Annotated in this window: 26 protein-coding genes; 13 read left to right on the top strand and 13 right to left on the bottom strand. The window is 64.8% G+C overall.

The genetic code is table 11. The features are described from left to right. From CH278_RS26355 to CH278_RS26370, 4 genes are all read right to left on the bottom strand, one after another. The coding region (locus tag CH278_RS26355; RefSeq protein WP_143536319.1) for a biotin carboxylase N-terminal domain-containing protein at positions 1–142 on the bottom strand (142 nt) is incomplete at its 3' end. 14 nt (positions 143–156) lie between these two features. Then, complete coding sequence (locus CH278_RS26360; RefSeq protein WP_032393277.1) at positions 157–384, bottom strand: acyl-CoA carboxylase epsilon subunit; 228 nt, start codon at positions 382–384, stop codon at positions 157–159. Then, a complete protein-coding gene (locus CH278_RS26365) occupies positions 381–1991 on the bottom strand; it encodes an acyl-CoA carboxylase subunit beta (protein WP_094623309.1) in 1611 nt (536 codons plus the stop codon). Before CH278_RS26365 ends, CH278_RS26360 begins: the two co-directional genes overlap by 4 nt. Positions 1992–2034: 43 nt before the next feature. Then, on the bottom strand, positions 2035–3177 hold the full coding sequence (locus CH278_RS26370; protein ID WP_094623310.1) for an acyl-CoA dehydrogenase family protein: 1143 nt from the start codon (positions 3175–3177) through the stop codon (positions 2035–2037). Between the two features lie 93 nt (positions 3178–3270). Here CH278_RS26370 and CH278_RS26375 point away from each other — a divergent pair, with 93 nt between their 5' ends. From CH278_RS26375 to CH278_RS26400, 6 genes are all read left to right on the top strand, one after another. Continuing rightward, complete coding sequence (locus tag CH278_RS26375; RefSeq protein ID WP_179274527.1) at positions 3271–3852, top strand: TetR/AcrR family transcriptional regulator; 582 nt, start codon at positions 3271–3273, stop codon at positions 3850–3852. Positions 3853–3932: 80 nt separating this feature from the next. Beyond that, complete coding sequence (locus CH278_RS26380; RefSeq protein WP_027496194.1) at positions 3933–4952, top strand: LLM class flavin-dependent oxidoreductase; 1020 nt, start codon at positions 3933–3935, stop codon at positions 4950–4952. A gap of 84 nt (positions 4953–5036) precedes the next feature. Next, entirely contained in the window at positions 5037–5843 is an 807-nt protein-coding gene (locus CH278_RS26385; protein ID WP_027496193.1) for a transglutaminase-like domain-containing protein, read from the top strand. A 114-nt stretch (positions 5844–5957) separates the two neighbouring features. After that, a complete protein-coding gene (locus CH278_RS26390; protein ID WP_008718579.1) occupies positions 5958–6128 on the top strand; it encodes a CsbD family protein in 171 nt (56 codons plus the stop codon). A gap of 88 nt (positions 6129–6216) precedes the next feature. Continuing rightward, positions 6217–6474 (top strand): lipopolysaccharide assembly protein LapA domain-containing protein, encoded by a 258-nt coding sequence (locus tag CH278_RS26395; protein ID WP_174557318.1) that lies wholly within the window; start codon positions 6217–6219, stop codon positions 6472–6474. A 28-nt stretch (positions 6475–6502) separates the two neighbouring features. Next, the gene (locus tag CH278_RS26400; RefSeq protein WP_027496191.1) at positions 6503–6718 is read left to right on the top strand and encodes a hypothetical protein; all 216 of its coding nucleotides are present in this window, start codon (positions 6503–6505) and stop codon (positions 6716–6718) included. Positions 6719–6729: 11 nt separating this feature from the next. On the opposite strand, the gene CH278_RS26405 is transcribed toward CH278_RS26400, so the two are convergent. The 3 genes from CH278_RS26405 to thiD all read right to left on the bottom strand — a co-directional run bounded on the left by CH278_RS26405 (position 6730) and on the right by thiD (position 9483). After that, on the bottom strand, positions 6730–8235 hold the full coding sequence (locus CH278_RS26405; RefSeq protein WP_094623311.1) for a Mur ligase family protein: 1506 nt from the start codon (positions 8233–8235) through the stop codon (positions 6730–6732). Beyond that, complete coding sequence (locus tag CH278_RS26410) at positions 8232–8537, bottom strand: membrane protein (RefSeq protein ID WP_032364705.1); 306 nt, start codon at positions 8535–8537, stop codon at positions 8232–8234. Before CH278_RS26410 ends, CH278_RS26405 begins: the two co-directional genes overlap by 4 nt. Before the next feature lie 154 nt (positions 8538–8691). Next, positions 8692–9483 carry a bifunctional hydroxymethylpyrimidine kinase/phosphomethylpyrimidine kinase gene (gene thiD / locus CH278_RS26415; RefSeq protein WP_094623312.1) on the bottom strand — a complete coding sequence of 264 codons (792 nt, stop codon included), beginning with the start codon at positions 9481–9483 and terminating at the stop codon, positions 8692–8694. Between the two features lie 237 nt (positions 9484–9720). On the opposite strand from thiD, the gene CH278_RS26420 reads away from it, so the two are divergent. The 7 genes from CH278_RS26420 to CH278_RS26450 all read left to right on the top strand — a co-directional run bounded on the left by CH278_RS26420 (position 9721) and on the right by CH278_RS26450 (position 15947). Further along, positions 9721–10158 (top strand): SRPBCC family protein, encoded by a 438-nt coding sequence (locus CH278_RS26420; protein WP_027496188.1) that lies wholly within the window; start codon positions 9721–9723, stop codon positions 10156–10158. Positions 10159–10329: 171 nt separating this feature from the next. Next, complete coding sequence (locus tag CH278_RS26425) at positions 10330–11700, top strand: APC family permease (RefSeq protein ID WP_094623313.1); 1371 nt, start codon at positions 10330–10332, stop codon at positions 11698–11700. Beyond that, positions 11697–13289, top strand: coding sequence for a phytoene desaturase family protein (locus tag CH278_RS26430; RefSeq protein WP_094623314.1), 1593 nt, complete (start codon positions 11697–11699; stop codon positions 13287–13289). The genes CH278_RS26425 and CH278_RS26430 overlap by 4 nt, the downstream gene beginning before the upstream one ends. 157 nt (positions 13290–13446) lie before the next feature. Then, complete coding sequence (locus CH278_RS26435; protein ID WP_139278545.1) at positions 13447–13797, top strand: STAS domain-containing protein; 351 nt, start codon at positions 13447–13449, stop codon at positions 13795–13797. A gap of 31 nt (positions 13798–13828) precedes the next feature. Beyond that, positions 13829–14218, top strand: coding sequence for an STAS domain-containing protein (locus tag CH278_RS26440; RefSeq protein ID WP_027496186.1), 390 nt, complete (start codon positions 13829–13831; stop codon positions 14216–14218). Next, entirely contained in the window at positions 14215–14649 is a 435-nt protein-coding gene (locus CH278_RS26445) for an ATP-binding protein (RefSeq protein WP_032368860.1), read from the top strand. Before CH278_RS26440 ends, CH278_RS26445 begins: the two co-directional genes overlap by 4 nt. Before the next feature lie 17 nt (positions 14650–14666). Then, entirely contained in the window at positions 14667–15947 is a 1281-nt protein-coding gene (locus CH278_RS26450) for a PP2C family protein-serine/threonine phosphatase (protein WP_094623315.1), read from the top strand. Here CH278_RS26450 and dctA read toward each other — a convergent pair. The 6 genes from dctA to CH278_RS26480 all read right to left on the bottom strand — a co-directional run bounded on the left by dctA (position 15869) and on the right by CH278_RS26480 (position 23035). Then, a complete protein-coding gene (gene dctA, locus CH278_RS26455) occupies positions 15869–17299 on the bottom strand; it encodes a C4-dicarboxylate transporter DctA (RefSeq protein ID WP_094623316.1) in 1431 nt (476 codons plus the stop codon). The genes CH278_RS26450 and dctA overlap by 79 nt on opposite strands. A 154-nt stretch (positions 17300–17453) precedes the next feature. Next, positions 17454–18233 (bottom strand): ABC transporter ATP-binding protein, encoded by a 780-nt coding sequence (locus CH278_RS26460; protein WP_027496184.1) that lies wholly within the window; start codon positions 18231–18233, stop codon positions 17454–17456. Beyond that, on the bottom strand, positions 18230–19219 hold the full coding sequence (locus tag CH278_RS26465; protein ID WP_080729059.1) for a FecCD family ABC transporter permease: 990 nt from the start codon (positions 19217–19219) through the stop codon (positions 18230–18232). Before CH278_RS26465 ends, CH278_RS26460 begins: the two co-directional genes overlap by 4 nt. Positions 19220–19278: 59 nt before the next feature. Beyond that, positions 19279–20325, bottom strand: coding sequence for an ABC transporter substrate-binding protein (locus CH278_RS26470; RefSeq protein WP_027496182.1), 1047 nt, complete (start codon positions 20323–20325; stop codon positions 19279–19281). 113 nt (positions 20326–20438) lie between these two features. Then, complete coding sequence (locus CH278_RS26475; RefSeq protein ID WP_094623317.1) at positions 20439–21368, bottom strand: MBL fold metallo-hydrolase; 930 nt, start codon at positions 21366–21368, stop codon at positions 20439–20441. A gap of 2 nt (positions 21369–21370) precedes the next feature. Further along, positions 21371–23035: an FAD-binding dehydrogenase gene (locus tag CH278_RS26480; RefSeq protein WP_032393403.1), complete on the bottom strand. Its 1665-nt coding sequence runs from the start codon at positions 23033–23035 to the stop codon at positions 21371–21373. Between the last annotated feature and the right edge of the window lie 59 nt (positions 23036–23094).

Here is a 23094-nt window from a genome sequence, read left to right on the forward strand (position 1 = left end):
GTGCGTCGGCGTCGGGTTCGGCGTACACAGCGACACTGGCCAGCCCGGCATCAGCGGCCGCCCGGATCACCCGAACCGCGATCTCACCACGATTGGCAACAAGAACCTTGGAAATCTTCTTATGGGAGGTAGAGGTGGTCATCTGTGCGAAGTCCTTCACTGGCCGAATCGAGCATTGACGAAAAGAGCTGGGGCACTGGCGAGTCCGTAACGATGCATATCTTCAGGTCGACCCCACAGATCGATCGGGGCCGGCACGTCCTCGGCCACCGACGACTGCGCGGCAGTCAGAACCGCAACGACAGCAGCGATCTCGGAGTCCGTCGGACTTCCGCGAAACGACCAACTGGCGGACGCAGCAGCATGATTCGCTTCGCCGCTCATAGTGGGATGTTTCCGTGTTTCTTCGGGGGCAGGGTCACTTGTTTGCGTTCGAGCAGTCGCAACGCGGTCACGATTTGTCCGCGGGTGTGACTGGGCGGGATGACCGCATCGAGGTACCCGCGTTCGGCAGCGACGTACGGGTTGACCAACGTGTCCTCGTACTGCTGCTGCAACGTCAGCCGCAATGCATCGACGTCCTCACCGTTCTTCGCCGCCTCGAGCAACTGCTTGCGGTAGACGAACCCGACCGCACCCGAGGCACCCATCACCGCGATCTGCGCCGTCGGCCACGCCAAATTCACATCGGCACCCATGTGCTTGGACCCCATCACGTCGTACGCCCCGCCATACGCTTTACGGGTGATGACGGTGATCTTCCCGACCGTCGCCTCCCCGTAGGCATACAACAACTTCGCTCCACGCCGGATGATGCCGTTGTATTCCTGCCCCGTCCCGGGCAGGAACCCCGGCACATCGACCAACGTGATGATCGGAACGTTGAAACAATCACACGTGCGGACGAACCGGGCTGCTTTCTCCGAGGCATCGATATCGAGGGTGCCGGCGAACTGGGTGGGCTGATTGGCCACGATCCCCACCGACCGACCGTCGATCCGCCCGAACCCGACGATGATGTTGCGAGCCCGACCCTCCTGGACTTCGAGGAATTCGTCGTCGTCGAGGATCCGGCGGATCACCTCGTGCATGTCGTACGGAGTGTTCGGCGAATCCGGGATCAGAGTGTCGAGTTCGAGATCCTCCGCCGTCAACGAATCCTCGATGGATCCGACAATCGGATCCGACGCCACCGTGCGCGGGGCATCGGCCCGATTGTTCGACGGCAAATAGGACAGGAGGTCGCGGACGTAGTCGAGGGCGTCCTGCTCCCCGGACGCGACGTAGTGCGCGACCCCGGACTTCTCCATGTGGGTGTGCGCGCCACCGAGTTCTTCCATCGTCACGTTCTCCCCGGTGACGGTCTTGATGACATCGGGGCCGGTGACGAACATCTGACTGGTGCCATCGACCATGACCACGAAATCGGTCAACGCTGGGGAGTAGACGTGTCCGCCGGCGGCGGGGCCCATGATCACCGAGATCTGCGGGATCACCCCGGATGCGCGGACGTTGCGGTGGAAAATCTCCCCGTACAACCCGAGGGAGACCACCCCTTCCTGGATGCGGGCCCCGGCGCCTTCGTTGATGCCCACCAACGGCCGCCCGGTCTTGATCGCCAGGTCCATCACCTTGACGATCTTCTCGCCGTAGATCTCCCCCAAACTGCCGCCGAAGACGGTCGCGTCCTGGGAGAACACGCACACATCGCGGCCGTCGACGGTGCCGTAGCCGGTGACGACACCGTCACCGAAGGGGCGATTGTCACCCAACCCGAAATTCTGTGATCGGTGCCGCGCCAACGCATCGAGTTCGACGAACGAGCCCTCGTCGAGCAGGGCCGTGATCCGCTCGCGCGCGGTCAACTTGCCCTTCGCGTGGACCCGCTCCACCGCCGCCTCACCCGACGGCATCTCCGCAGCCCCCAGACGTTTACGAAGATCGGCCAATTTACCCGCAGTGGTATGGATATCGGGTTCGGTTGTCGTCATGCAGATGTCCCCTACGTGTGTGTGGAAAGCAAGGTGCGGATGGTCAGTTGGTCGCGAGTGATCGGGCGATGACGAGACGCTGAATCTGGTTGGTGCCCTCGAAGATCTGCGTGATCTTGGCGTCGCGCATGTAGCGCTCGACGCGGAAGTCTCTGGTGTAGCCGTACCCGCCGAACACCTGCACGGCGTCGGTCGTCACCTTCATGGCCGCATCGGTAGCGATCAGCTTGGCCACAGAAGCGTTGCGGGAGTACGGAAGTCCGGCGTCCCGACGGCGAGCCGCGTCGAGATAGGTCGCGCGTGCGGAGTCGACTGCGGCGGCCATGTCCGCCAGCACGAACCCAAGACCCTGATGGTCGATGATCTTCTTGCCGAACGCAGTGCGTTCCTGCGCGTACTTCACGGCGTCGTCGAGTGCAGCCTGGGCGATTCCTACTGCGATAGCGGCGATTCCGAGCCTTCCGGCATCCAACGCACTGAAGGCGATCTGCAGTCCTTGGCCTTCCGCTCCGATGCGCCATTCGGTGGGAACGTGCACGTTGTCGTAGTGCGCCGACGTGGTCGGGATCGCATGCAACCCCATCTTCTCCTCGGGGTTGCCGAAACTGAGGCCTTCGGTCCCGTCGGGAACGAGGAAACACGAGATACCTTTGGAGCCTTCGCCGGTGCGGGCGAACAGGTTGTAGAAATCAGCAACACCGCCGTGGGTGATCCATGCTTTGGACCCGTTGACCGTGTACCCACCGTCGGCCGCGCTCGCCTTGCAACTCAGGGCCGCTGCGTCGGAACCGGCCTGCGCCTCGGACAGCGAATAGGCACCGATCTGCGATCCGCCGAGCATGTCGGGAAGCTTGTCGGCCTTCTGCTGATCGGTACCGAACGCCATCACGGGATAGCAGGCCAAACCGTGCACGCTCACCGCGACTGCAACGGCCGCCCATCGTGATGCCAATTCCTCGAGTACTTGGAGGTACACCTCGTACGGCTGACCTCCGCCGCCCCATTCCTCCGCGTACGGCAGGCTCAACAGTCCGGCTTCGCCGAGAGTGGCGAACACTCCCGTCGGATAGGTCTCGTTGCGCTCGTGTTCGTCGACGATCGGGTCGAGCACCTTGTCTGCCACATCGCGGGTCAGCGCGAGAAGGTCGCGCGCTTCGGCGGTGGGCAACAGACGAGCGACGGGCACTAGAACCTCCGGGATGTTCGGCATCAGTACTGAAGAATGATCCGCAGTACTGATGCACAGTACTGCACAAGACGATGCAGTACCATCCTGGATGTGAACGCACCCGTGACCTCGCATGCCACGGCTCGCCGTTCGGAATTGTTCGACCAACTCGTCAGCCTGTTCCTGGCCGAGGGGTTCGCTCACCTGACGCTCGACACCATCGCGGCTCGCCTCCGCTGCTCAAAATCCACCTTGTACACGTTGGCGTCGAGCAAGGATCAGCTGGTGGGCGGCGCAACCGTGCACTACTTCAAGTCCATGACCACCCAGGTCGAGAATGCGGTTGCCGAGGTCAACGGAACCCGCAACCGCATCACCACGTATCTCACCGCAGTCGGTGCCGCTCTGGAATCTGCGTCCGAGCAATTCATGACCGATCTCGCGTCGCTCGAATCGGCCCGTTCGGTGTACGAACGCAACACCGCAATCGCGGCACGACGGGTCCAGGAGCTGATCAGCGAGGGTGTGGCCAGTGGCGAGGTACGCGACGTCCATGCGGCATTCGTCGGTGACGTCGCATCCTCGGTCATGGTGCGCATCCAGACGCGCGAGGTGTTCCGCCTGACCGGTCTGAGTGACGGCGATGCCTACCTCGAGCTGGCGAAGTTGTTGACGGCGGGTATCGGGGCGTAGTTCCGGCACCGGGAATGAATCGACCCGGCTGTGCGCTGAGTCGTACGAACATAGTTGATCCTTCAACGAAAGAGCACACGATGAAGAAGATCGGATTTCTGTCCTTCGGACACTGGTCACCGTCCCCGCAGTCGCAGACCCGATCGGCATCGGATGTGCTGTTGCAGTCGATCGACCTCGCGGTCGCGGCCGAGGAACTCGGAGCCGATGGTGCGTACTACCGCGTCCATCACTTCGCCAACCAGCTCTCGTCGCCGTTTCCGCTGCTCGCCGCCGTCGGAGCCAGGACGAGCACCATCGAAATCGGTACCGGCGTCATCGACATGCGGTACGAGAATCCCTTCTACATGGCCGAGGATTCCGGCTCTGCCGACCTCATCTCGGGCGGGCGGTTGCAACTCGGCGTAAGCCGGGGATCGCCCGAACAGGTCATCGAGGGGTACCGCCACTTCGGATACTCCCCCGCGGAGGGCTCCGACCACGCAGACATGGCTCGCGAGCACACCCGCATCTACCTCGACCTGCTGGAAGGCAAGGGCTTCGCTCAGCCGAACCCGCGGCCGATGTTCCCCAACCCGCCCGGCCTGCTGCGCCTCGAACCTCACGCACCGGGTCTGCGCCAACGCATCTGGTGGGGCGCAGGCACCCGCGAGACGGCCGAGTGGACGGCGCGCCAGGGCATGAATCTGATGAGCTCCACACTTCTCAGCGAAGACACCGGGGTGCCTTTCCATCAGTTGCAAGCCGAACAGATCGAACGCTTCCACAAGACGTGGAGCGACGCGGGCCACGACTTCGCTCCTCGAACATCCGTGAGCCGCAGCATCTTTCCGATCGTCAACGATCTCGACCGCGCCTACTTCGGCCGAGAGGGCAGCGGCGACGACCAAGTCGGCTACCTCGACGGCGGCAAGGCTCGTTTCGGCAAGACCTACGCGGGTGAGCCCGATCGGCTGATCGAAGAACTGGCAGCGGACGAGGCGATCGCCGCCGCGGATACTCTGCTGCTCACCGTCCCGAACCAGTTGGGTGTGGAGTACTGCGCACACGTTCTGGAGACGCTGCTGCGCGACGTGGCCCCCGCACTGGGGTGGCGTTGATCACTCGGTGACCAGGGGCGATTGGTTTCGGCGGATACGGGTACTGGCAGCAGGTTCACCCGCCCCCACCTGCCAGGAGTCCTCATGCTCAAACGCGACGTATCCGCGCGCCTCGATGTAGACATCACCGCCGCCACCACGCTCGAATTCCAGATCGCCATCGCACCGCACCCCGGTACGACGGTCACCGAATCGCTCTCCTTCGTTCTCGACGGTAATCCCGTCGAGGCGAAGGAGGTCAGCGGACCGCACGGCAACCGCATTCACGTCATGCCCGCCGACGTCGGCAACTTACAGGTCTCGTACGACGCCACCATCCTGGGCAACACCACCCCGGCCCCCGTCACCGACTACGACATGTCGCTCTACCTTCGGCCCAGCCGCTACGCCGAAGCAGACAAGTTCTACGGTTTCGCCGCAACAGAATTCGGCGATTACGCCGATTCCGAGGAACTGCTGGCCAAGATCTCCGCCTGGGTGGGCGCACGTCTGAATTACGTTCCAGGAAGCAGTGATCCGATCGACGGAGCCGTCGACACGCTGCTCGCAGGCCAGGGAGTGTGCCGCGACTATTCGCATCTGGTCGTCGCGATGCTGCGCGCTGTCAATGTTCCTGCCCGCCTCGTGGCCGTGTACGCGCCCGGATGCGATCCGATGGATTTCCATGCCGTCGCCGAGGCGTTCGTCGGCGGCCAGTGGCGTGTCGTCGACGCCACGTGCCTGGCACCGCGGTCCACTCTGGTCCGCATTTCGGTAGGCCGCGATGCCGCCGATACCGCATTCCTGGACAACCACAAGGGTGCCATCACGCTGAACAGCTCCGTCGTCACAGCAGTGGTCGACGGCGAGCTTCCGCACGACGACATCACCGAGCTGGTCTCCCTCACCTGACCGCCGCGGTCGCTCGAGTGATGCAGATCACTTTCCTGCGACGTTTGCTTTCGGCCTCGAAAACCGACTATTTATCCGTTACCAACAATCACAGCCACCCGAAAGGTGCACACCATGAGCTTCATCGACAAGGCCAAGAACGCAGCAGAAGACGCCATCGGCAAGGCGAAGGAAGTTGTCGGCGACGCAACCGACAACAAGGACCTCGAAGCCGAGGGCAAGAAGGATCAGGGTTCGGCCGGCGTCAAGAAGGTCGGCGAGAACATCAAGGACACCTTCAAGTAACCAGCAGCCCCGCATCGAGTGCCGCCGGTCACCGCGATCGGCGGCACTCGGTTTCTGCTCACCTTCCACTTCACAGAACGGAACCCTCATGATTGCAACATCGGACACCACAACTACCAAGCGCCGCGGCGGATTCGCCTCGAAGTTGGCCCTCCTCGTCACGGTCGTGCTCGTTGCAGCACTGGTCATCTTCGTGCTGCAGAACACCGTTCACAGCACGATCAACTTCCTCGGCTGGAACTTCGATCTCGGGCAGGGCGTCGCAATGCTCGGTGCAGCCGTCGTCGGAGCGATCATCGCGCTGACGGCAACAGCAGCAGTCAAGGTTCGACGGGCCGTCCGCTGACAACCTCCCCCACGACAGGACTTCCCGCATGATCCCGCTGCTGGCCCGCAAGTATCTTTACCGCTACCTTGTCGTCGCGATCGGCTTGCCCATTGCTGCCCGGCTCCTGGCATTTGCCGGCGTGAGCCTCGAAAAGCGAACGGGCAGAGCCAATGTCGTATCCAAGGCCCTGAAGTCCGCCGGCAGGTTCGCACAGCGTCGAGCAGACAAATCCGCTCGGAAACGTACGTCCGCAGCGCAGTAGCGGTAACGCGTTCAACTCCGCGCGACGTGGGCGGCGAGGACGTCGCGCAACACCTCACGGTCGTCGAATCGCAGGATGTGGTCGCCGTACACTTGTTCGGCATCGCAGCCCCGGCCCGCCACGACCACGGCATCCCCGGGCTGAGCAATGGCCACAGCATGCTCCACGGCACGCCGCCGGTCGGCTTCGACTACCACCACCGCTGAGCGTGCAGCCCGAGCTCCCTCTTCCACTGCGGCTCGGATGGTGCCGGGGTCCTCCGACAGCGGACTCTCGTCGCTGACGATCACCACATCGGCCAACGTGGCTGCCGTTCGCCCGAGTGGAAACCGCTTACCCGGGTCACGTTCGCCCGTTGCCCCGACGACGACGATCAGTCGACCCGAGACCACGCTGCGGACGAACGGCAGCAGCGCCCGCTGACCTGCCGTGTTGTGCATGTAGTCCACGACGGCCAGGAAAGGCTGTCCGACGTCGACACGTTCGAGGCGGCCGGGAACGGCGTCGAGGCGTTCGAGTCCTGCCGCGACTGCTGCGATGTCGCGGCCGGCCGCCAACGCCATGGTCAGTGCGGCCAGAGCGTTCTCGGCCTGGTGCGGACCCAGCAGAGGTAGGCGGATCTCGACATCGCCCATCGGGGTTCGCGCTGCCAGGGACGTTCCGACGTCGGTGCACTCGATGTTCTCGCCGCGAACATCGGCACCGCGATCGGCCGTGGACCACGTCCAACAGGGAATATCGAGGCGTCCCGCCAGGATTCTGCCGTGCGGATCGCCGACGTTGACCACAGCGCGTGTCGATCGGTGCGCCGAGAACAGCTCGGCCTTCGCGGCGAAGTAGTTGTCCATGTCTCCGTGGTAATCGAGGTGATCCGGCGTGAGATTGAGGAACCCCATCACCGCGAAACGGAGACCGTCGACGCGATGCTCGGTGACGGCGTGAGAGGACACCTCGAGGGCAACCGCCGTAGCGCCCTCGTCTCGGAAACGGCGCAGAGTCCGATGCACTGTGGCCGCCTCGGGCGTAGTTCTGGCCGATTTTTCCTCGCCGCGCGGCCCCGCCAAACCGATTCCGGTCATGGTCGCCACGGAGTCTCCCGCCGCAGCGAGCCCGGCTCCGAGCAGCAGGGTGGTGCTCGTCTTTCCGTTGGTCCCGGTGACTCCGTACAGATCGAGGTCTCGGTGCGCGAACCGATGAATGCGAGCGCACACCTCCCCGACCCGGCGGCGGGGGTGCGGCACGACGAGTGTCGGCAGAACCGTCGAGGCCCGGTCCGACAACGCCGCCACTGCCCCTCGGGCCTTGGCCTCGAGCTCGAAGTCGAGGCCGTGAGCTCGGCGGCCGGGCAACGCCACGTACAGGTCACCGGGACGAACCGTTCGCGAATCGTCGCTTGCCCCGGTCACTCGCACGGAACGAATCGGCGGCGCAGCTCCGATCGAGAGTGCCAGCTCGTTCAGTTCCACGCCGACGCCGATCGACGACGTGCCACCCCTGCCGAGATCGGGCTCGATCAATGCCCCGCAGGGTCGGTCAGGTTCTTGCCTTCCTGTGCCTTGACCCGGCGACGCTCGAGCAACACCAGAACCGTGCCTGCGACGAGCAGAACGGGCGCGAGGACCGCGCCCGTCCACGCCCACCCCTCGAACCCGTAGCCGGCCGCGGTCAAGGTCAGACCGAGGCTTACCAGCGCGAGACCGATGCAGATGTAGCCGGGCCAATTGCGCGCGTCGACGATCGCTTCCCCGGCGTGCCCGCGCATCGTGCGGTCGTCGTCGTTCGCTTCGGCACCGGAGTCGGCGGGGTCATGTTGGGCCATGGTGTCTCCTCGACTGCTGTTCGCTTCACCGGCGACGCATTCCGGGCCTGCAGGAACACGTCGATTACGTCAGTGTCCCCGCGGCGAACCCGTCCAAACATGAAGCCTCGCAGCACTCGAGGCAGACCCGTCATCGATATCCGGGCCGGCGGGCTCAGTTCTGCCAGGCGACGGCAGCGAACGGAGCGTGGCTCGACAACCGGCTGACGATGCCGGCATGCGCGAAGTCCTTTGCCGTGGCCACTGCGTCGAGCACGCCGGATCCCTTGGCCAGCTCGGCGGTGATGGCAGCTGCGAACACGCATCCTGCGCCGGACACCCTCTCGTCGCCGATCTTCGGGGCGCGCAGGACGGTGAGGTCCTGTCCGTCGAACACGACGTCGACGGCTTCGTCTCCGGGTAGGCCGGCGCCACCCTTGACCACGACGTACTGGGGGCCGAGGTCGGCGATCCTCCTGGCTGCCTCACCGAGATCCTCGACGGTGTCGATGGAGTCCATTCCGGACAACGTCGTCGCCTCGAACAGGTTGGGTGTGATGACGGTGGCCAGCGGAAGAATGTCGCGACGGAGCGCATTGTCGGTGTCGAGAGCCGCACCGGGTTCCTGCCCCTTGCAGATCAGCACGGGATCGACCACGACATGACGCCACGGCTGCAGGCGCAGTGATTCCGCGACCGTGGCGACGGTGGCGGGGGTGCCCAGCATGCCGATCTTGACGACATCGAGATCGTGAGCGGCGGTGGCCACTTCGATTTGATCTGCGATCACCGAACTGTCGATCGGCACGAAGCGGTGGCCCCATTCGGCCTTCGGATCGAAGGACACGATGCACGTGATGGTGCCGACCCCGTAGACCCCCAACCGCTCGAACGTCTTGAGATCTGCTTGCAGACCGGCCCCGCCGGTGGCTTCCGAACCTGCGATCACGTAAGCGATTGTCGACATCGGCCCATTATGGCAACCGACGCCCCATACCGCGCCGGGTGGTCGAGAAGCCGCGTGCGCCGGGCCCGCTGCCGCGTTGTGCCCCGGCTCAGCGGCAGGTAGCGTCACCGATATCCGAGTCGAGTCCAGGCCGGTCCCCCACTGCGCAACCGCCGTACGTGTGCCCCGAGAACGGCGGCATACCAACGCTTTTCGTTCGGCGTAGCGGCGTACCGAGATGACGACGGAGGTCCGAGCGTGACGACGAAACGCGACACCACAGCTCGATGCGAGGACGTGTGGAACGTTCTTGCCGATGGCTGGTCCTACGCAATGTGGGTGGTCGGTGCATCCCGAATCAGAGCGGTCGACGCGGCGTGGCCTGCTCCTGGCAGTGTCATCCACCATTCGGTCGGGGCCTGGCCGCTCGTGCTCAGCGACGTCACGCGCTCGGTCGCCGTTCACGAGAACCGCGAATTACAGCTGGAAGCCAGGGCCATGCCGTTCGGACGCGCCTCCATCACCGTCCGGTTGCACCCGACAGCGACCGGCTGCACGATCGAAATGATCGAGCACGCGAGCACACCGCCGTTCGAGCTCGTGCCCAACCGGGTTCAGCATGCGCTGTCTCACCCCCGAAATTCCGAGGCACTCAGGCGTCTCGCGCTGTTGGCGGAGCGCGCATCGAACCCGTAGAACCTGCCGGGTCAGGCACGGCCCGCTCACCGAAACGTCTGTGCCGCAACGGAACGGCCGAACACGATTGAAGACCGAATGCAGCGGGCATGCGATTCACATGACTCTCCCATTTCGTCGATCGATTCGATCTGTCTCCAGCACCGGCCCCCGAAGCGGGAACCGGCACTGATGGCGTCCGACCACAGTCCGAGCGTCCACCCGGACGGCTCCGAGTCCGACGGGTCGTCGACGCCACTGCGCCGGGCGATCTCGGGCAAGTTGTTGTTCGTCTTCATTCTCGGTGACGTGCTGGGTGCCGGGATCTACGCTCTCGTCGGGGAAATCGCGGGTGAGGTCGGCGGAGCGATCTGGCTGCCGATGCTGCTCGCTCTCCTGATGGCCTTGCTCACTGCGGCGTCGTACGCCGAATTGGTGACCAAGTATCCCCGCGCGGGCGGGGCGGCGGTGTTCGCCCAGCGAGCCTTCGGGCGACCGATAGTGTCGTTCCTCGTCGGATTCTCGATGCTCGCGGCAGGTGTGACGAGCGCGGGAGGTCTGGCGCTGGCCTTCTCGGGCGACTATCTCGCAGTGTTTCTCGATGTGCCCGCCGTGCCTGCGGCGGTCGTCTTCCTACTTCTCGTCGGACTTCTCAATGCCCGCGGGATCACCGAATCTCTTCGGGCCAACCTCGGTATGACGGTGATCGAGGTGTCCGGTCTCGTCGTGATCATCGCCCTGGCCGGGCTCGTTCTGAGCCGCGGCGACGGCGCGCCGTCACGGGTGCTCGAATTCACCGACGACACCACGCCGACGCTGGCAGTGCTGGGGGCGGCTCTGCTCGCCTTCTACTCGTTCGTGGGGTTCGAGACTTCGGCCAACATCGCCGAGGAGGTCGAGGATGTGCGGCGGGTGTATCCCCGGGCTCTGCTCGGAGCCGTCACGACGGCCGGAGTGGTCTATGTGCTGGTCGGTCTGGCAGTCTCTACGGTCGTTCCGGCGGATACGCTGGCCCAGTCCACCGGTCCGCTGCTCGAGGTCGTCGACGCCGCCGACGCCGGAATCCCACCGTGGGTCTTCAGTCTGGTCGCCCTCGTGGCCGTCGCCAACGGTGCCTTGCTGACGATGATCATGGCGTCGAGATTGACCTTCGGCATGGCCCGCGACGGATTGCTTCCGGTCGCCCTGGCCAAGGTGCTGCCCGGCCGCCAGACTCCGTGGGCGGCCATTGTCGCGACCACTGTGGTCGCAATGGTGTTGTGCACCACCGGCTCCGTGGCCGCACTCGCCGAAACGGTGGTGCTGCTTCTGTTGTTCGTCTTCATCAGTACCAACATTGCTGTGCTCGTGCTGCGTCGAGACCGACCCGACACCGACCACTTCCGAACGCCGACGGCGCTTCCCGTCCTGGCGTTGATCACGTGCGCCGTGCTGCTCACTCAGCAGTCCGCGGCCACGTGGCTCCGCGCCGGGCTGCTGCTCGCAGTCGGAATCGCGCTGTACTACGTCGGTAGGGTTGTGAGCAACAAGACCGCGACCGAGCCCAGGAGCATCACCCGATGACCACCACAGAGGTCGACGCAGTCGTCATAGGTAGCGGTCACAACGGATTGGTCGCCGCCGCGGCGATGGCCGACGCGGGGTGGGACGTCGTGATTCTCGAGGCGGCCGAACTACCCGGCGGCGCCGTCCGCAGTGCCGAACTGGTTCCTGGATTCACCAGCGACCTGTTCAGCGCGTTCTATCCGCTGGCTGTGTCCTCGCCCGCCATGACAGCACTCGAGCTCGAGCGTCACGGACTGACGTGGTCTCACTCGCCGACGGTCTACGGCCACGCGCGATCCCCGGAGGACACCGACGCTCCGGTCGTCCATCACGACGTCGAGGCGACCGCTGCTCTGTTGCGTGAGCACGACGTACGCGACGGTGACACGTGGCTGCGCCTGTTCGAGCAGTGGGAACGTGTTCGCACTCCCCTGCTCGGTTCGCTCTTCGGGCCGTTTCCACCGGTACTGCCGGCAGCACGATTGGCGCGCACTCTCGGCGTCTCCGAGACACTGCGCTTCGTCCGGTTCGCTGCGTTGCCTGCACGGGTGATGGCCCACGAGCTGTTCCACAGCGAGGCCGCGCGGTGCCTGCTCCTGGGCAATGCGATGCACGGCGACGTTCCCACCGACGCGCCGGTGAGCGGAATGATGGGATATCTGCTGACGATGCTCGCGCAGGACGTCGGGTATCCGGCACCCGTAGGTGGATCGTCGGCATTGACCGACGCGTTGATTCGCCGGGCTCAGGCTTCGGGTGCTGTGCTGACGTGCAGTCGACCCGTCGAGTCCATCGACGTGCGGGGCGGTCGTGCACGCGCCGTGCACACGACAGGTGGCGAGACGTTCCGCGCTCGTCGAGCGATCGTTGCCGACGTGTCGGCCCCCGCGCTGTACGGGTCGTTGCTGCCCTTCGATGCGGTCCCGCGTCGCGTGCACGACGACTTACGTACGTTCGAGTGGGACACCCCGGTGGTCAAGCTCAACTACGCTCTCGACCGTCGAATACCTTGGCGCTCAGCATCTTTGGCCGACGCAGGCACCGTCCACCTCGGTGCGGACGACAACGGCCTGGTCCATTGGGCGGCCGATCTCACGACCGGGGTTCTCCCGCAGAGCCCGTTCATGTTGTTCGGCCAGATGACCACAGCGGACCGGTCCAGATCGCCCGAGGGCACCGAAAGCGCTTGGGCCTACACACATCTGCCGCGCGGCGTCGTCGACGACTCGGCCGCCGAGACCGTCGCCGACCGCGTCGATCAGGTGTTGGAACAGCATGCCCCGGGATTCGCCGATTCGGTGGTGGGACGGGTGGTGCAGAGACCGAGTGATCTGCACGGCGCCGATGCCAACCTGCACGGCGGTGCGGTCAACGGTGGTACCGCACAACTGCAGCAGCAGTTGATCTTTCGTCCCACGCCAGGATTGGGGCGCGCGGAGACCCCGGTGGAAGGATTGTTCCTCGGGTCCGCGTCCGCCCACCCCGGGGGCGGAGTCCACGGTGCGGCCGGGGCCAACGCCGCTCGGGCCGCACTCGGCCAGCGAGGGGCGCGCGGATGGGCGCGAAAGAAAGTCACCAGTGCACTGATCGAATTCCTGACCCGATGACGGCGTTATCGAAACGAGATCTTTCGTTACCGACTCGAGATCGTCGACATCACCGTCCGACATCTCGCACTGGCATCGTTGACTACACAACAAACCAGCGAGCAGGCGGAGACACCAGCCGGCCGCGCACTTCTCCGGAAGAGGTCTCGACATGTCGATGAGCATTGCCACCATGGACAACGCCGTTCGCGACGACGAAGCCGAGTTCCGACTCGACACCATCGTCCGTTCCGACGGGAACAACATCCTGCGCGCCTTCGGTGAACTCGACATGTCGACCCGGGCCGAGTTCGTACACGGCCTCGATCGCCTGGCCGCCGTTTCCTCCGTGGTCACGATCGACCTGTCCGAGGTGTCGTTCGTCTACTCGGGAGTCGCGAATGCCATCGTCGACGCGACATACACCCACCCGGGCAAGATCGTCATCCACGCGCCGGCCCGTTCGGTGCGCATGGTCCTCGACGTACTGGGTGCAGGCGAGCTGTTCGTCGACGCGCCTGGATCGTGAATCGGACACGATGACAGGTAACCTCGGCCGTATGTCTGACGACCCGACCGGAGGACAGTTCGAGATCGTTTCGGATGTGCACGACGCGACAACCGTCATCACAGTCAGAGGCGAACTCGACCTGGATACCATCCCCCACTTGTCCGCCGCTGCGTTCCCTGCGGCTGACGCCGCGGAACGCGGACTGGTGGTCGACATGACCGATGTGAGCTTTCTGTCGTCGAGCGCCATCACCGTGTTGGTCCGGGTGTCCGACCGGCTGCCCGAATCGTCACGGATGGCACTGGTCGCCGTCGACGGGGTGGTCGTTCGCCCGGTTCAACTCAGCGGAATCGACCGGGTGATGGCCACCTTCACCACCGTTCCCGAGGCTGTGGCGCACGTGCAGTCGAGCGCGGTCGACAGTGAGGGTGGCCGATGACGTCCCACTCACAGCCCGCCAGTCGGTGGAGTCACACTGCGACCGCTGAGGCTGCTGCTGCCAGCGCCGCACGGCGCCGACTCCAGGGTTGGGCGCTCGACCTGGGAGTGCATCGGACTCTCGTGGACGACATCGCTCTCGGGGCCTACGAAGCCCTGGCCAACGTCGTCGAACACGCCTACAGCTCCGCGCCCGAACCGGGGACGATGACGATCACGGCAGCGTACGAACGCGAGACACTGACCGTCACCGTCTCGGACACCGGCACGTGGCGTCCGCCGGCACCGACGACCACACGAAGCCACGGGCTTCAGCTCGCCGAGGCAGTGTCCGACGACCTCACCGTCGACCACCGTCCAGGTCTGGGCACCGTGGTCACCGCAGTGTGGCGGAACCCAGTCACGGCCGAATCAACCGGCCGCCCCTCGTAATCTTGGTAGGAGAAGCCATGACCGCCTCGGCTGCCGAACTACTCGACTCCGCACCGTGCGGGGTTTTTTCGATCGACGTTGCGTCCGGCGACATCCTTTACGCCAACGCGGCGGCCGCTCGCATCACGGCACTGAGTCAGGACGATCTGGTCGGCACCGCAGTCACGGATCTTTTCAGCCCCGGGTTCGCACCGGTTTTGCGCGAACTGCTCGCGGCAGCCACGTCGTCCGACTCCAACTCGCCCATCGGAGTGACGGCGCAACTCACCGGCGCACCCGCATCGGGCTCGCAGACGGCGGTGTCGATGCTCGCCAACAGTTTGCGAGCGGTGTCCGGTGCGACGACGGTGACCATGACGCTGCACAACGAGACCGAGCGCCGAGTCCGCGAGCAGCACCTGATGGATGCGCGGATATATGCCGAGGCAGCTCAGGACGACGCCGAAGCAGCTCTCGACCGATCTCAGGATGCATTGGGCGCGTCGGAGGAAGCCCGCAAGTTGGCGGAAGCAGAGAAGACTCAGGTACAGATTCTGGCGTCGACTCTGCAACGCACACTGTTGCCGCCGATCCTGTCCGCGCCGACGGGCATGCAGGTGGCGGCCCATTACCACCCCGCGTCCATCGACGAAGTGGGCGGCGACTTCTACGACGTGTTTCCCCTCGACAACGCGACGTGGGGTTTCTTCCTCGGCGACGTGAGCGGAAAAGGAGCGGGCGCGGCTGCCGTCACGTCCCTGACTCGATACACGCTGCGGGCCGCAGCGGTCTTCGATCGGGATCCGATCGCCGTACTCGAGAACCTCAACACGGTGCTCCACCACGAGTTTCACGGCGACGATCCGCGTTTCTGCACCGTGGTCTTCGGTACCGTCGCGCCGGGACCCGACGGTGCCGTGGTGCACCTCGCCAGCGGAGGCCACCCGCCGGCTCTTCGTATCGCGCACGACGGCGTCGTCGAATTCGTGGACACCACCGGGGGGCAGTTGGTCGGAGCCCTCACCGAACCGCACTTCGCCTCGGCGACGGTGACGATGCAGCCCGGTGACGTGTTGGCGTTCTACACCGACGGGCTGACCGAGGCGATCGTCGGCCCGGGCCGAACTCGTTTCGACGACGACGGCAGTCTGCACGCATTCGCCGCCGAACGAGGCCGGACCTCCGCGGCAAAGATCGTCGACGATCTGACCGAATTGTTGGCCTCGTTCGGTGACGGACTTCAGGACGACGTGGCGTTGCTCGCCTTCGAGGTTCCCCCGATCGCTACCGATTCCGGCTCCGATCCGACCGGTTCGTAGTCCTTCGACTCCTCGATCGCCTCCAACGGCGGTACCTCCTCACCGTCGAGCACTCTGCGCATTCGCTCTTTGTCGAGTTGGCCCTCCCAGTTCGCCACGACGAATGTCGCGACGCAGTTGCCGAGAAGGTTCACCGATACTCGCATGGAGTCCATGATCCGGTCGGCACCGAGCAGCAACGCCACGGCCGCAACCGGGATGGACCCGTGCCCGATGGCCGCAACGGTCGCCGACAATGCGAGGAACGACGAACCCGGTACTCCCGCCATGCCTTTGGAGGTCAGCATCAGGATCAACACCGCAGCGATCTGCTCTCCGAGTGTCAGGTCGACGCCGAGAGCCTGCGCGAGAAAGAGAATGCAGATCGACAGATAGAGGGTTGCTCCGTCGAGGTTGAACGAATACCCCGTCGGAACCACCAGACCGGTGGTCGTGCGGGAGCACCCTGCCTCGGTCAGCTTGACCATGATGCGCGGCAGTACCACCTCCGTCGACGCCGTTCCGAGGGCGAGGAACAACTCGTCCTTGATGTACCGCAAGAACTTCCAGAGGTTGACTCCGGCGAAGTACCGCGCGACGGCCGCGAGAACGACAATGAACAACACGGCAGCCAGGTAGCAGCACGCGATCAGTTTCCCGTAGCTACCGAGCGACGAAATGCCGTACTGGCCGACGATGTATGCCATCGCCCCGAAGGCACCGATGGGTGCCAGGCGCATGATCCAACCGATGATGGTGAAGAAGATGTGACTGATGTGATCGACGAGTTCGAGCACGATCGGCGGGCCCTTCTCACCGAACTTCGCCAAGGCCAAGCCGAACAGCACGGCGAAGAACAGCACCTGCAGTAGCGCGTTCTCGGCGAATGCCGACACCACGGAGGTCGGAATGATGTTCAGCAAGAAGTCCACGGTGTGCGGCAACTCGCCGCTGCCGGTCTTCTGGTCGACGGCCTCGGCACCGGTGGCCAAGGTCTGCGGGTCGATGGAGAACCCGGAGCCCGGCTTGACGATGTTGCCGACCACCAGACCGAACACGAGCGCGAACGTCGTGATCAGCTCGAAGTAGACCAGGGCCTTGACGCCGATGCGGCCGACGGACTTGAGGTCGCCCACATGGGCGATGCCGATGACGACGGTGCAGAAGATGATCGGGGCGATCAGCATCTTGATGAGCTTGATGAAGCCGTCGGCCAGTGGTTTGAGGTCTGCACCCAGGCCCGGCCAGAGCCACCCGATCGCAATGCCTCCGACTATGCCGATCAGTAACTGCACGAAAAGAGATGCATACCAAGACTTTCGGCGTACATCGGGTTCGGCTTCCCGGTCCGTTGCGGTCGGTCGTTCTGTCATGCGCTCACCGTTCGATCGAGTTTCCGTCGTGCTCGGCGACACCTCCGTCGCATCGCACCATGTTTCGGCGCGACCATCGTGCGCGAGAAATGTTTCGGCGATGTTGACGGTGATGGTCGATGGTGAAACCAGTCGACTCGATCGGCAGGTCGAGTTACACGTGCGCCCCGAGGCCGGGCTCGAATCGGATCGACGGACTGTTGTTCGGTCCATCGAGGGTCACATGGGCACGCACGCGGTACACCCGCGCGATCAACTCCTCGGTGAGCACGTCGGCGGGTGCGCCTGCTGCCACCACCCGGCCCTCGGACAACACCACGAGTTGCGTGCAGAACATCGCCGCCAGGTTCAGATCGTGCAGTGCGATGACGCTCGTGATGGGTAACCGTGCGACCAGCGCCAGCAATTCGAGCTGATGATGGATGTCGAGATGGTTGGTCGGTTCGTCGAGCAGCAGTTCCCGCGGCTCCTGAGCCAGGGCGCGCGCGATCTGCGCGCGCTGCCGTTCTCCGCCGGACAGCTGATGCCACAGGCAATGGGCCTTTCCTGCCAGACCCGTGTGCCGCAGTGCAGAATCCACGGCCGCCGCATCTGCAGCTGCGTCTCCGCCGAACGCTCCTCGATGGGGAATGCGGCCGAGCCGTACGACGTCGGCGACGGTGATGTCGAAGTCGGTGTCGGCGTGCTGACTCACCACGGCCACGATCTTCGCGACGTCCTTGCGACGCATCGCGGACAGCTCGGTTCCGTCGAGGGTCACCACACCCGACGTCGGCCTGACGGCACCGTTCATCAGATGCAGCAGCGAGGACTTGCCGGATCCGTTGGGCCCGAGCAGCCCGACGGTATCGCCCGGGCCGGGCTCGAGGGACACCCCGTCGACGACCAGCGCACCGCCTCGACGCCACGTGACATCGGTTGCCGAGAGTGTCATGACGCCTTCTTCCGTCTGGACAGGATGGCGATGAATGCCGGGACGCCCACCAGTGCGGTACCCACGCCGACCGGCAGCGGCGTCGGCGCGAACGCGACGCGCGACACCGCGTCCACCCAGACCATGAAGACCGCTCCGATCAACGCCGTGACCGGAACGAGCCGACCGTGCCTCGAGCCGACGAGGAACCGCGCTGCATGCGGTAACACGAGCCCGAGGAATCCGATCGCCCCTGCCACACTCACCAAGGTGGCCGTGATGAGGGCGGTCACGACCAGAAGTGCGATGCGAGCCTTGCGTACCGGGATGCCCAGTGAGGACGCGACCTCGTTGCCGAACGAGAACGCGTCGAGCACGAATGCGTAGTAGAAGCAGACGGCTGTCCCGACCGCGACGACTGCGGCGCACAGAATCACGTCGTCCCAGCGAACACCCTCGAGCGAGCCCAGCAGCCAGAACATGACGCCGCGGGTCTCGTCGGAATCGGCGAACGCGAAGATCACCAGGGACGTCAATGCCGAGAACAACTGGGTCGACGCCACTCCGGCCAGAATCACGCGGTCGTTGTTGCCACCGGAGAGTTGAGCGAGCAGCAGCACCAGTCCGAATGCCACCAGGGCCCCGATGAACGCGCCACCGGACAGTCCGAGCGCGGCCCCACCGACTCCGAGGATCCCGACCAACACCGCTCCCGTGGACGCGCCGGAACTGATGCCGAGCACGAACGGGTCGGCGAGCGGGTTGCGGAGCAGCGACTGCATGATGACCCCGCAGATCCCGAGGCCGCTGCCGCATGCAGCTGCCACGAGGCTGCGTGGGAGCCGTTCTTCCCACACGATCGCGTTCTTGGACACCCTGACGGGGATGTCCGCCAGTCCCAGGTGGTTGAGCACGACGTCACGCACGTTGACCAGCGAGATCTGCGCCGGCCCGAGCGTCATCGCGATCGCCACGGAGACGACCAGAAGGAGAACCCCGCCGATCATGACGGCGGGCAGGCCGATCTGTCGTTTAGCCGAGACGCTCGGCTCGGCCGTGGTGGCGCTCAGGACCGAGGCCCGATCTGGTTCAGGCCTGCGGTCAGCTTCTCGACGGCGTCGACCAGCCGAATCGAGGGGTTCATCTCGGCGCCGTGCAGCGAGATGTACCGCTTGTTCTTCACCGCGTCCATCGTGCTGGTGACCGGGTCCGATTCGAGGAACGCAATCTTGTCCTCCAGCTTGTCCCCGGGGAAGCGATTGCGGAGTAGGTCTCCGAGCACCAGTACGGACGGATCGCGGTCCACCACTGTTTCCCACCCGACCGCTTCCCAGTCGTCCTGCAGATCGGAGTAGACGTTGGTGGCACCGACCTGATCGGCGAGGAGGGCAGGCGCTCCGGAGCGGCCGGCGAAGTACGGGCTCTTGGTGTCTGCGAACCAGAAGGCGATGCTCTCACCGGTCTTGTCGTTGCCCGATGTGGCCGCGTCCAGACGGCCTTGCAGTTCGCTGATCAAGCTCTCACCGCGTTCCTGGACGTCGAACACCTCGGCCGTTTCGCGAATGGTCTGATACAGCGCGTCCATGGTCAACGGGGTCGTCCGGGGATTGCCACCGTTGACGCTCAGGCCGTTGTCACAGTCGGTGGGTGCGAGATACGTCTCGATGTTCGATTCGGCGAAGCGGCTACGGTCTGCGACACCGCCCTGCTTGTAATGGCGGCCGAACGACGCGGTCACGAAATCCGGGTCGGTGTCGAGCACCACCTCGTAGGTCGGCGCGTTGTCTGCCAACCGCGGAACGGATGCGTTCGCCTCGGCGAGATTCTCGCGGATCGGATCCGTCCACGACGCTGTCCCGACCATGCGATCCTGCAGACCGAGCGACAGCAGTATCTCGGTGGAATCCTGATCGAGAGACACCACTCGCTGCGGCGGAGCGTCGACGGTCACCGACTGGCCACAGTTGTCGAGTACGAGCGGATAGACGGTCTTGCCGTCGCCGCCCGTGGCCGCGGTCTGCGACACCTCCTCGGACTCACCACATGCGGTGATCAGACCTGCAGCAAGAACCAGCGACGAGAGGGCAGCGACGCGCCTCGTACCTTTTTTCACGGGGTGACCGAACTTTCTCGACGTACTGAGCGGGAGGACGAACAGAGGAGAGGATACCCTGCCCTATCTTGCTCGACGACCGCCGCGCATTTCGGTCGCTCCCGTTCGGTGCCTCAGACCATGTCTGCCCAGGGGTCCGCACGCCGCCACAGCGTCGGCAACTGCAGGTCGACCCCATCCCTGCGTGCACAGGCGGTCAATACGTCGAGCGAGGTGCGCATGTCGTCGAAGGCGTAGGGCAGCGGCCGCAACGGCCTGTCGAGGGGCCGGAAGAAGTCGTCCCAATGCGTCAGCACGACGCGCCGAGCCCCCACCGACAACACCGTCTCCCGCCAATACTCGTCGATGTACTCGCGTGTTCGGCGCCCCAGCTGACCGATGGACAGGTACACCACCTCGGCGGAAAGCCCGTCGAGCATGCCCGCTCGGAACCCGGCGCTGCTGTGGACGAGAGCCCGCCTGCCGCTCGGACGGTGTTCGACTGCCATCGACCACGCCTCACCGCACCGGAACGCTCGCACCCGAGCAGGCTGCCGCAGCGGCCGGTCGATCGTCCCGTGAGCTCGGTCCGGATACGAGTGAACCGACTCGACGAACGTGACAGTGAAGTGACCCAGCTCGACCGCGGAACCGTCGGCGACGACGGTGATGCGACCCTCGGGCATCTGCGCGCCCCGCCCGATCTGTGCGGTCGAAGCACCACCGACCAGGGCAGCGCCGGTGCGCAGTGCCACCGCTGCGGAGTCGAGGGCATGATCGAAATGAGAATGCGCGCACACCACCGCGTCGAGCGTCCCGATGCCGGCTCTACCCAACGCACTGTCTATTCTCGGGCCGTCCGAACGTAGCGGCAGCAGAAGGGTTTTCGGCAGGGACGGACGCGAGAAGAAACCGTCGGTCAGGATCGCCGACTCGCCGTCGTCGAACAGCAGCGTGCTCACCCCGAGAAACGAGACCGACACCGGGGAGCGGGGATTCGCCGATGCCGTGGTGGCGATGTCGGCCGCACCGGGCAGTGGGGGTCTACCGAGCGAACGCGGCACTCTCACGCCTGCGCCGCCAGGGCTCGCCCTGCCTGCCGTCCGCCGAAGATGCATCCACCGAGGAAGGTTCCTTCCAAGGACCGGTAGCCGTGCACACCGCCGCCGCCGAATCCGGCGATCTCACCGGCAGCCCACAGCCCCTCGACGGCAGTGCCCATCGAGTCGAGAACGCGACCGTCGAGATCGGTTTGAATGCCGCCCAACGTCTTTCGAGTGATGATGTTCAACCGCACCGCGATCAGCGGACCCGACTTGGGATCGAGAATCTTGTGAGGTGCAGCGGTCCGCGCGATGCGTTCACCGCGCGAGCGCCGGGAATTGTGGATGGCAGAGATCTGCAGGTCCTTGGTGAAAGGATTGTCCACCTCACGGTCTCGCGACTCGATCTGACGCCTGAGGTCGACACCGTCGATCAAGTCCTCGCCGGTGATTCGGTTCATGCCCTGGACCAATTCTTCGAGAGAATCTGCGACGACGAAGTCCTCGCCGTTCTTCTTGAATGCCTCCACCGGTTCGCTGGCACCGGGCAATACCCGCCCGAGAACGAGCTTGAGGTTCTTGCCGGTGATGTCCGGGTTCTGTTCCGACCCGGACAACGCGAATTCCTTCTCGATGATCTTCTGGGTCAATACGAACCACGAGTACTCGAAACCGCTGTCCTGGATTGCTTTCAGCGTTCCCAGCGTATCGAATCCGGGGAAGTTCGGAACCGGAAACCGTTGCCCGCGGGCATCGAACCACATCGACGACGGGCCCGGAATGATTCTGATGCCGTGGTTCTTCCAGATCGGATTCCAGTTTTTGATGCCTTCGGTGTAGTGCCACATGCGGTCCTTGTTGACCAGCCGGCCTCCGGCCTTCTCGGTGATGCCGAGCATTCGGCCGTCGACGTGTTCCGGCACTCCGGAGATCAACGACTTCGGCGGCGTCCCGAGCCGCGCCGGCCAATTCTCGCGCACCAGATCGTGATTGGCCCCGATTCCTCCTGCCGTCACCAGCACGGCTCCGGCGCGGAGCTCGAACTCACCCACTTCGACGCGGGTACTTCCTGCCCCTCGCTCCGCGGCACTGGCTTCGAGCATCGCACCGCGAACTCCGACCACCGCTCCCCCGTCGACGACGAATCCGTCGACCCGATGCCGAAAACCGAAGCGCACCAACCCTTTGTCGGCAGCCTCACGTACGCGACGCTCGAACGGCGCGACGACACCCGGCCCGGTGCCCCACGTCAGGTGGAATCGCGGAACCGAATTTCCGTGCCCCTCGGCCAGGTAACCGCCGCGCTCGGCCCATCCGACGATGGGGACCCATCGCATTCCCTGAGCGTGGAGCCACGACCGCTTCTCACCTGCCGCGAAATCGAGGTATGCCCTGGCCCACCGATGACCCCAGTAGTCTTCCCCTGCAGGGTCGTCGATGCCGCGATCGAACGTCGCTGTGCCGAGCCAGTCCTGCCACGCCAGATCCGCCGAATCCTTGATGCCCATTCGACGCTGTTCGGGCGTGTCGACCATGAACAGTCCGCCGAGGGACCAGAAGGCCTGACCACCCAGGTTCTGCTCGGGTTCCTGGTCGAGGAGCAGCACGCGCTTTCCCGCGTCGGCCAGTTCGGCGGTTGCCACCAGTCCGGCCAAGCCGGCCCCCACCACGATCACGTCTGCGTCCATTGCCCCACTCTTCTGCTCGACCCGGGTGTCTCCCTCGACTGTGCTGTCGTCGGCGTCGG

Origin of the sequence: Rhodococcus sp. 05-2254-5, assembly GCF_002258575.1 — a bacterium.
Lineage (GTDB): Bacteria > Actinomycetota > Actinomycetes > Mycobacteriales > Mycobacteriaceae > Rhodococcoides > Rhodococcoides fascians.

Excerpts from the sequence above, each read along its gene's own strand:
- CH278_RS26445 (WP_032368860.1), top strand. The coding sequence starts at position 14,215 with ATGACGTCCCACTCACAGCCCGCCAGTCGGTGGAGTCACACTGCGACC.
- CH278_RS26425 (WP_094623313.1), top strand. The coding sequence starts at position 10,330 with ATGGCGTCCGACCACAGTCCGAGCGTCCACCCGGACGGCTCCGAGTCC.
- dctA (WP_094623316.1), bottom strand. The coding sequence starts at position 17,299 with ATGACAGAACGACCGACCGCAACGGACCGGGAAGCCGAACCCGATGTA.
- CH278_RS26440 (WP_027496186.1), top strand. The coding sequence starts at position 13,829 with ATGTCTGACGACCCGACCGGAGGACAGTTCGAGATCGTTTCGGATGTG.
- CH278_RS26395 (WP_174557318.1), top strand. The coding sequence starts at position 6,217 with ATGATTGCAACATCGGACACCACAACTACCAAGCGCCGCGGCGGATTC.
- CH278_RS26400 (WP_027496191.1), top strand. The coding sequence starts at position 6,503 with ATGATCCCGCTGCTGGCCCGCAAGTATCTTTACCGCTACCTTGTCGTC.
- CH278_RS26450 (WP_094623315.1), top strand. The coding sequence starts at position 14,667 with ATGACCGCCTCGGCTGCCGAACTACTCGACTCCGCACCGTGCGGGGTT.
- CH278_RS26365 (WP_094623309.1), bottom strand. The coding sequence starts at position 1,991 with ATGACGACAACCGAACCCGATATCCATACCACTGCGGGTAAATTGGCC.
- thiD (WP_094623312.1), bottom strand. The coding sequence starts at position 9,483 with ATGTCGACAATCGCTTACGTGATCGCAGGTTCGGAAGCCACCGGCGGG.
- CH278_RS26480 (WP_032393403.1), bottom strand. The coding sequence starts at position 23,035 with ATGGACGCAGACGTGATCGTGGTGGGGGCCGGCTTGGCCGGACTGGTG.
- CH278_RS26390 (WP_008718579.1), top strand. The coding sequence starts at position 5,958 with ATGAGCTTCATCGACAAGGCCAAGAACGCAGCAGAAGACGCCATCGGC.
- CH278_RS26435 (WP_139278545.1), top strand. The coding sequence starts at position 13,447 with ATGAGCATTGCCACCATGGACAACGCCGTTCGCGACGACGAAGCCGAG.
- CH278_RS26410 (WP_032364705.1), bottom strand. The coding sequence starts at position 8,537 with ATGGCCCAACATGACCCCGCCGACTCCGGTGCCGAAGCGAACGACGAC.
- CH278_RS26430 (WP_094623314.1), top strand. The coding sequence starts at position 11,697 with ATGACCACCACAGAGGTCGACGCAGTCGTCATAGGTAGCGGTCACAAC.
- CH278_RS26380 (WP_027496194.1), top strand. The coding sequence starts at position 3,933 with ATGAAGAAGATCGGATTTCTGTCCTTCGGACACTGGTCACCGTCCCCG.
- CH278_RS26460 (WP_027496184.1), bottom strand. The coding sequence starts at position 18,233 with ATGACACTCTCGGCAACCGATGTCACGTGGCGTCGAGGCGGTGCGCTG.
- CH278_RS26385 (WP_027496193.1), top strand. The coding sequence starts at position 5,037 with ATGCTCAAACGCGACGTATCCGCGCGCCTCGATGTAGACATCACCGCC.
- CH278_RS26360 (WP_032393277.1), bottom strand. The coding sequence starts at position 384 with ATGAGCGGCGAAGCGAATCATGCTGCTGCGTCCGCCAGTTGGTCGTTT.
- CH278_RS26465 (WP_080729059.1), bottom strand. The coding sequence starts at position 19,219 with ATGATCGGCGGGGTTCTCCTTCTGGTCGTCTCCGTGGCGATCGCGATG.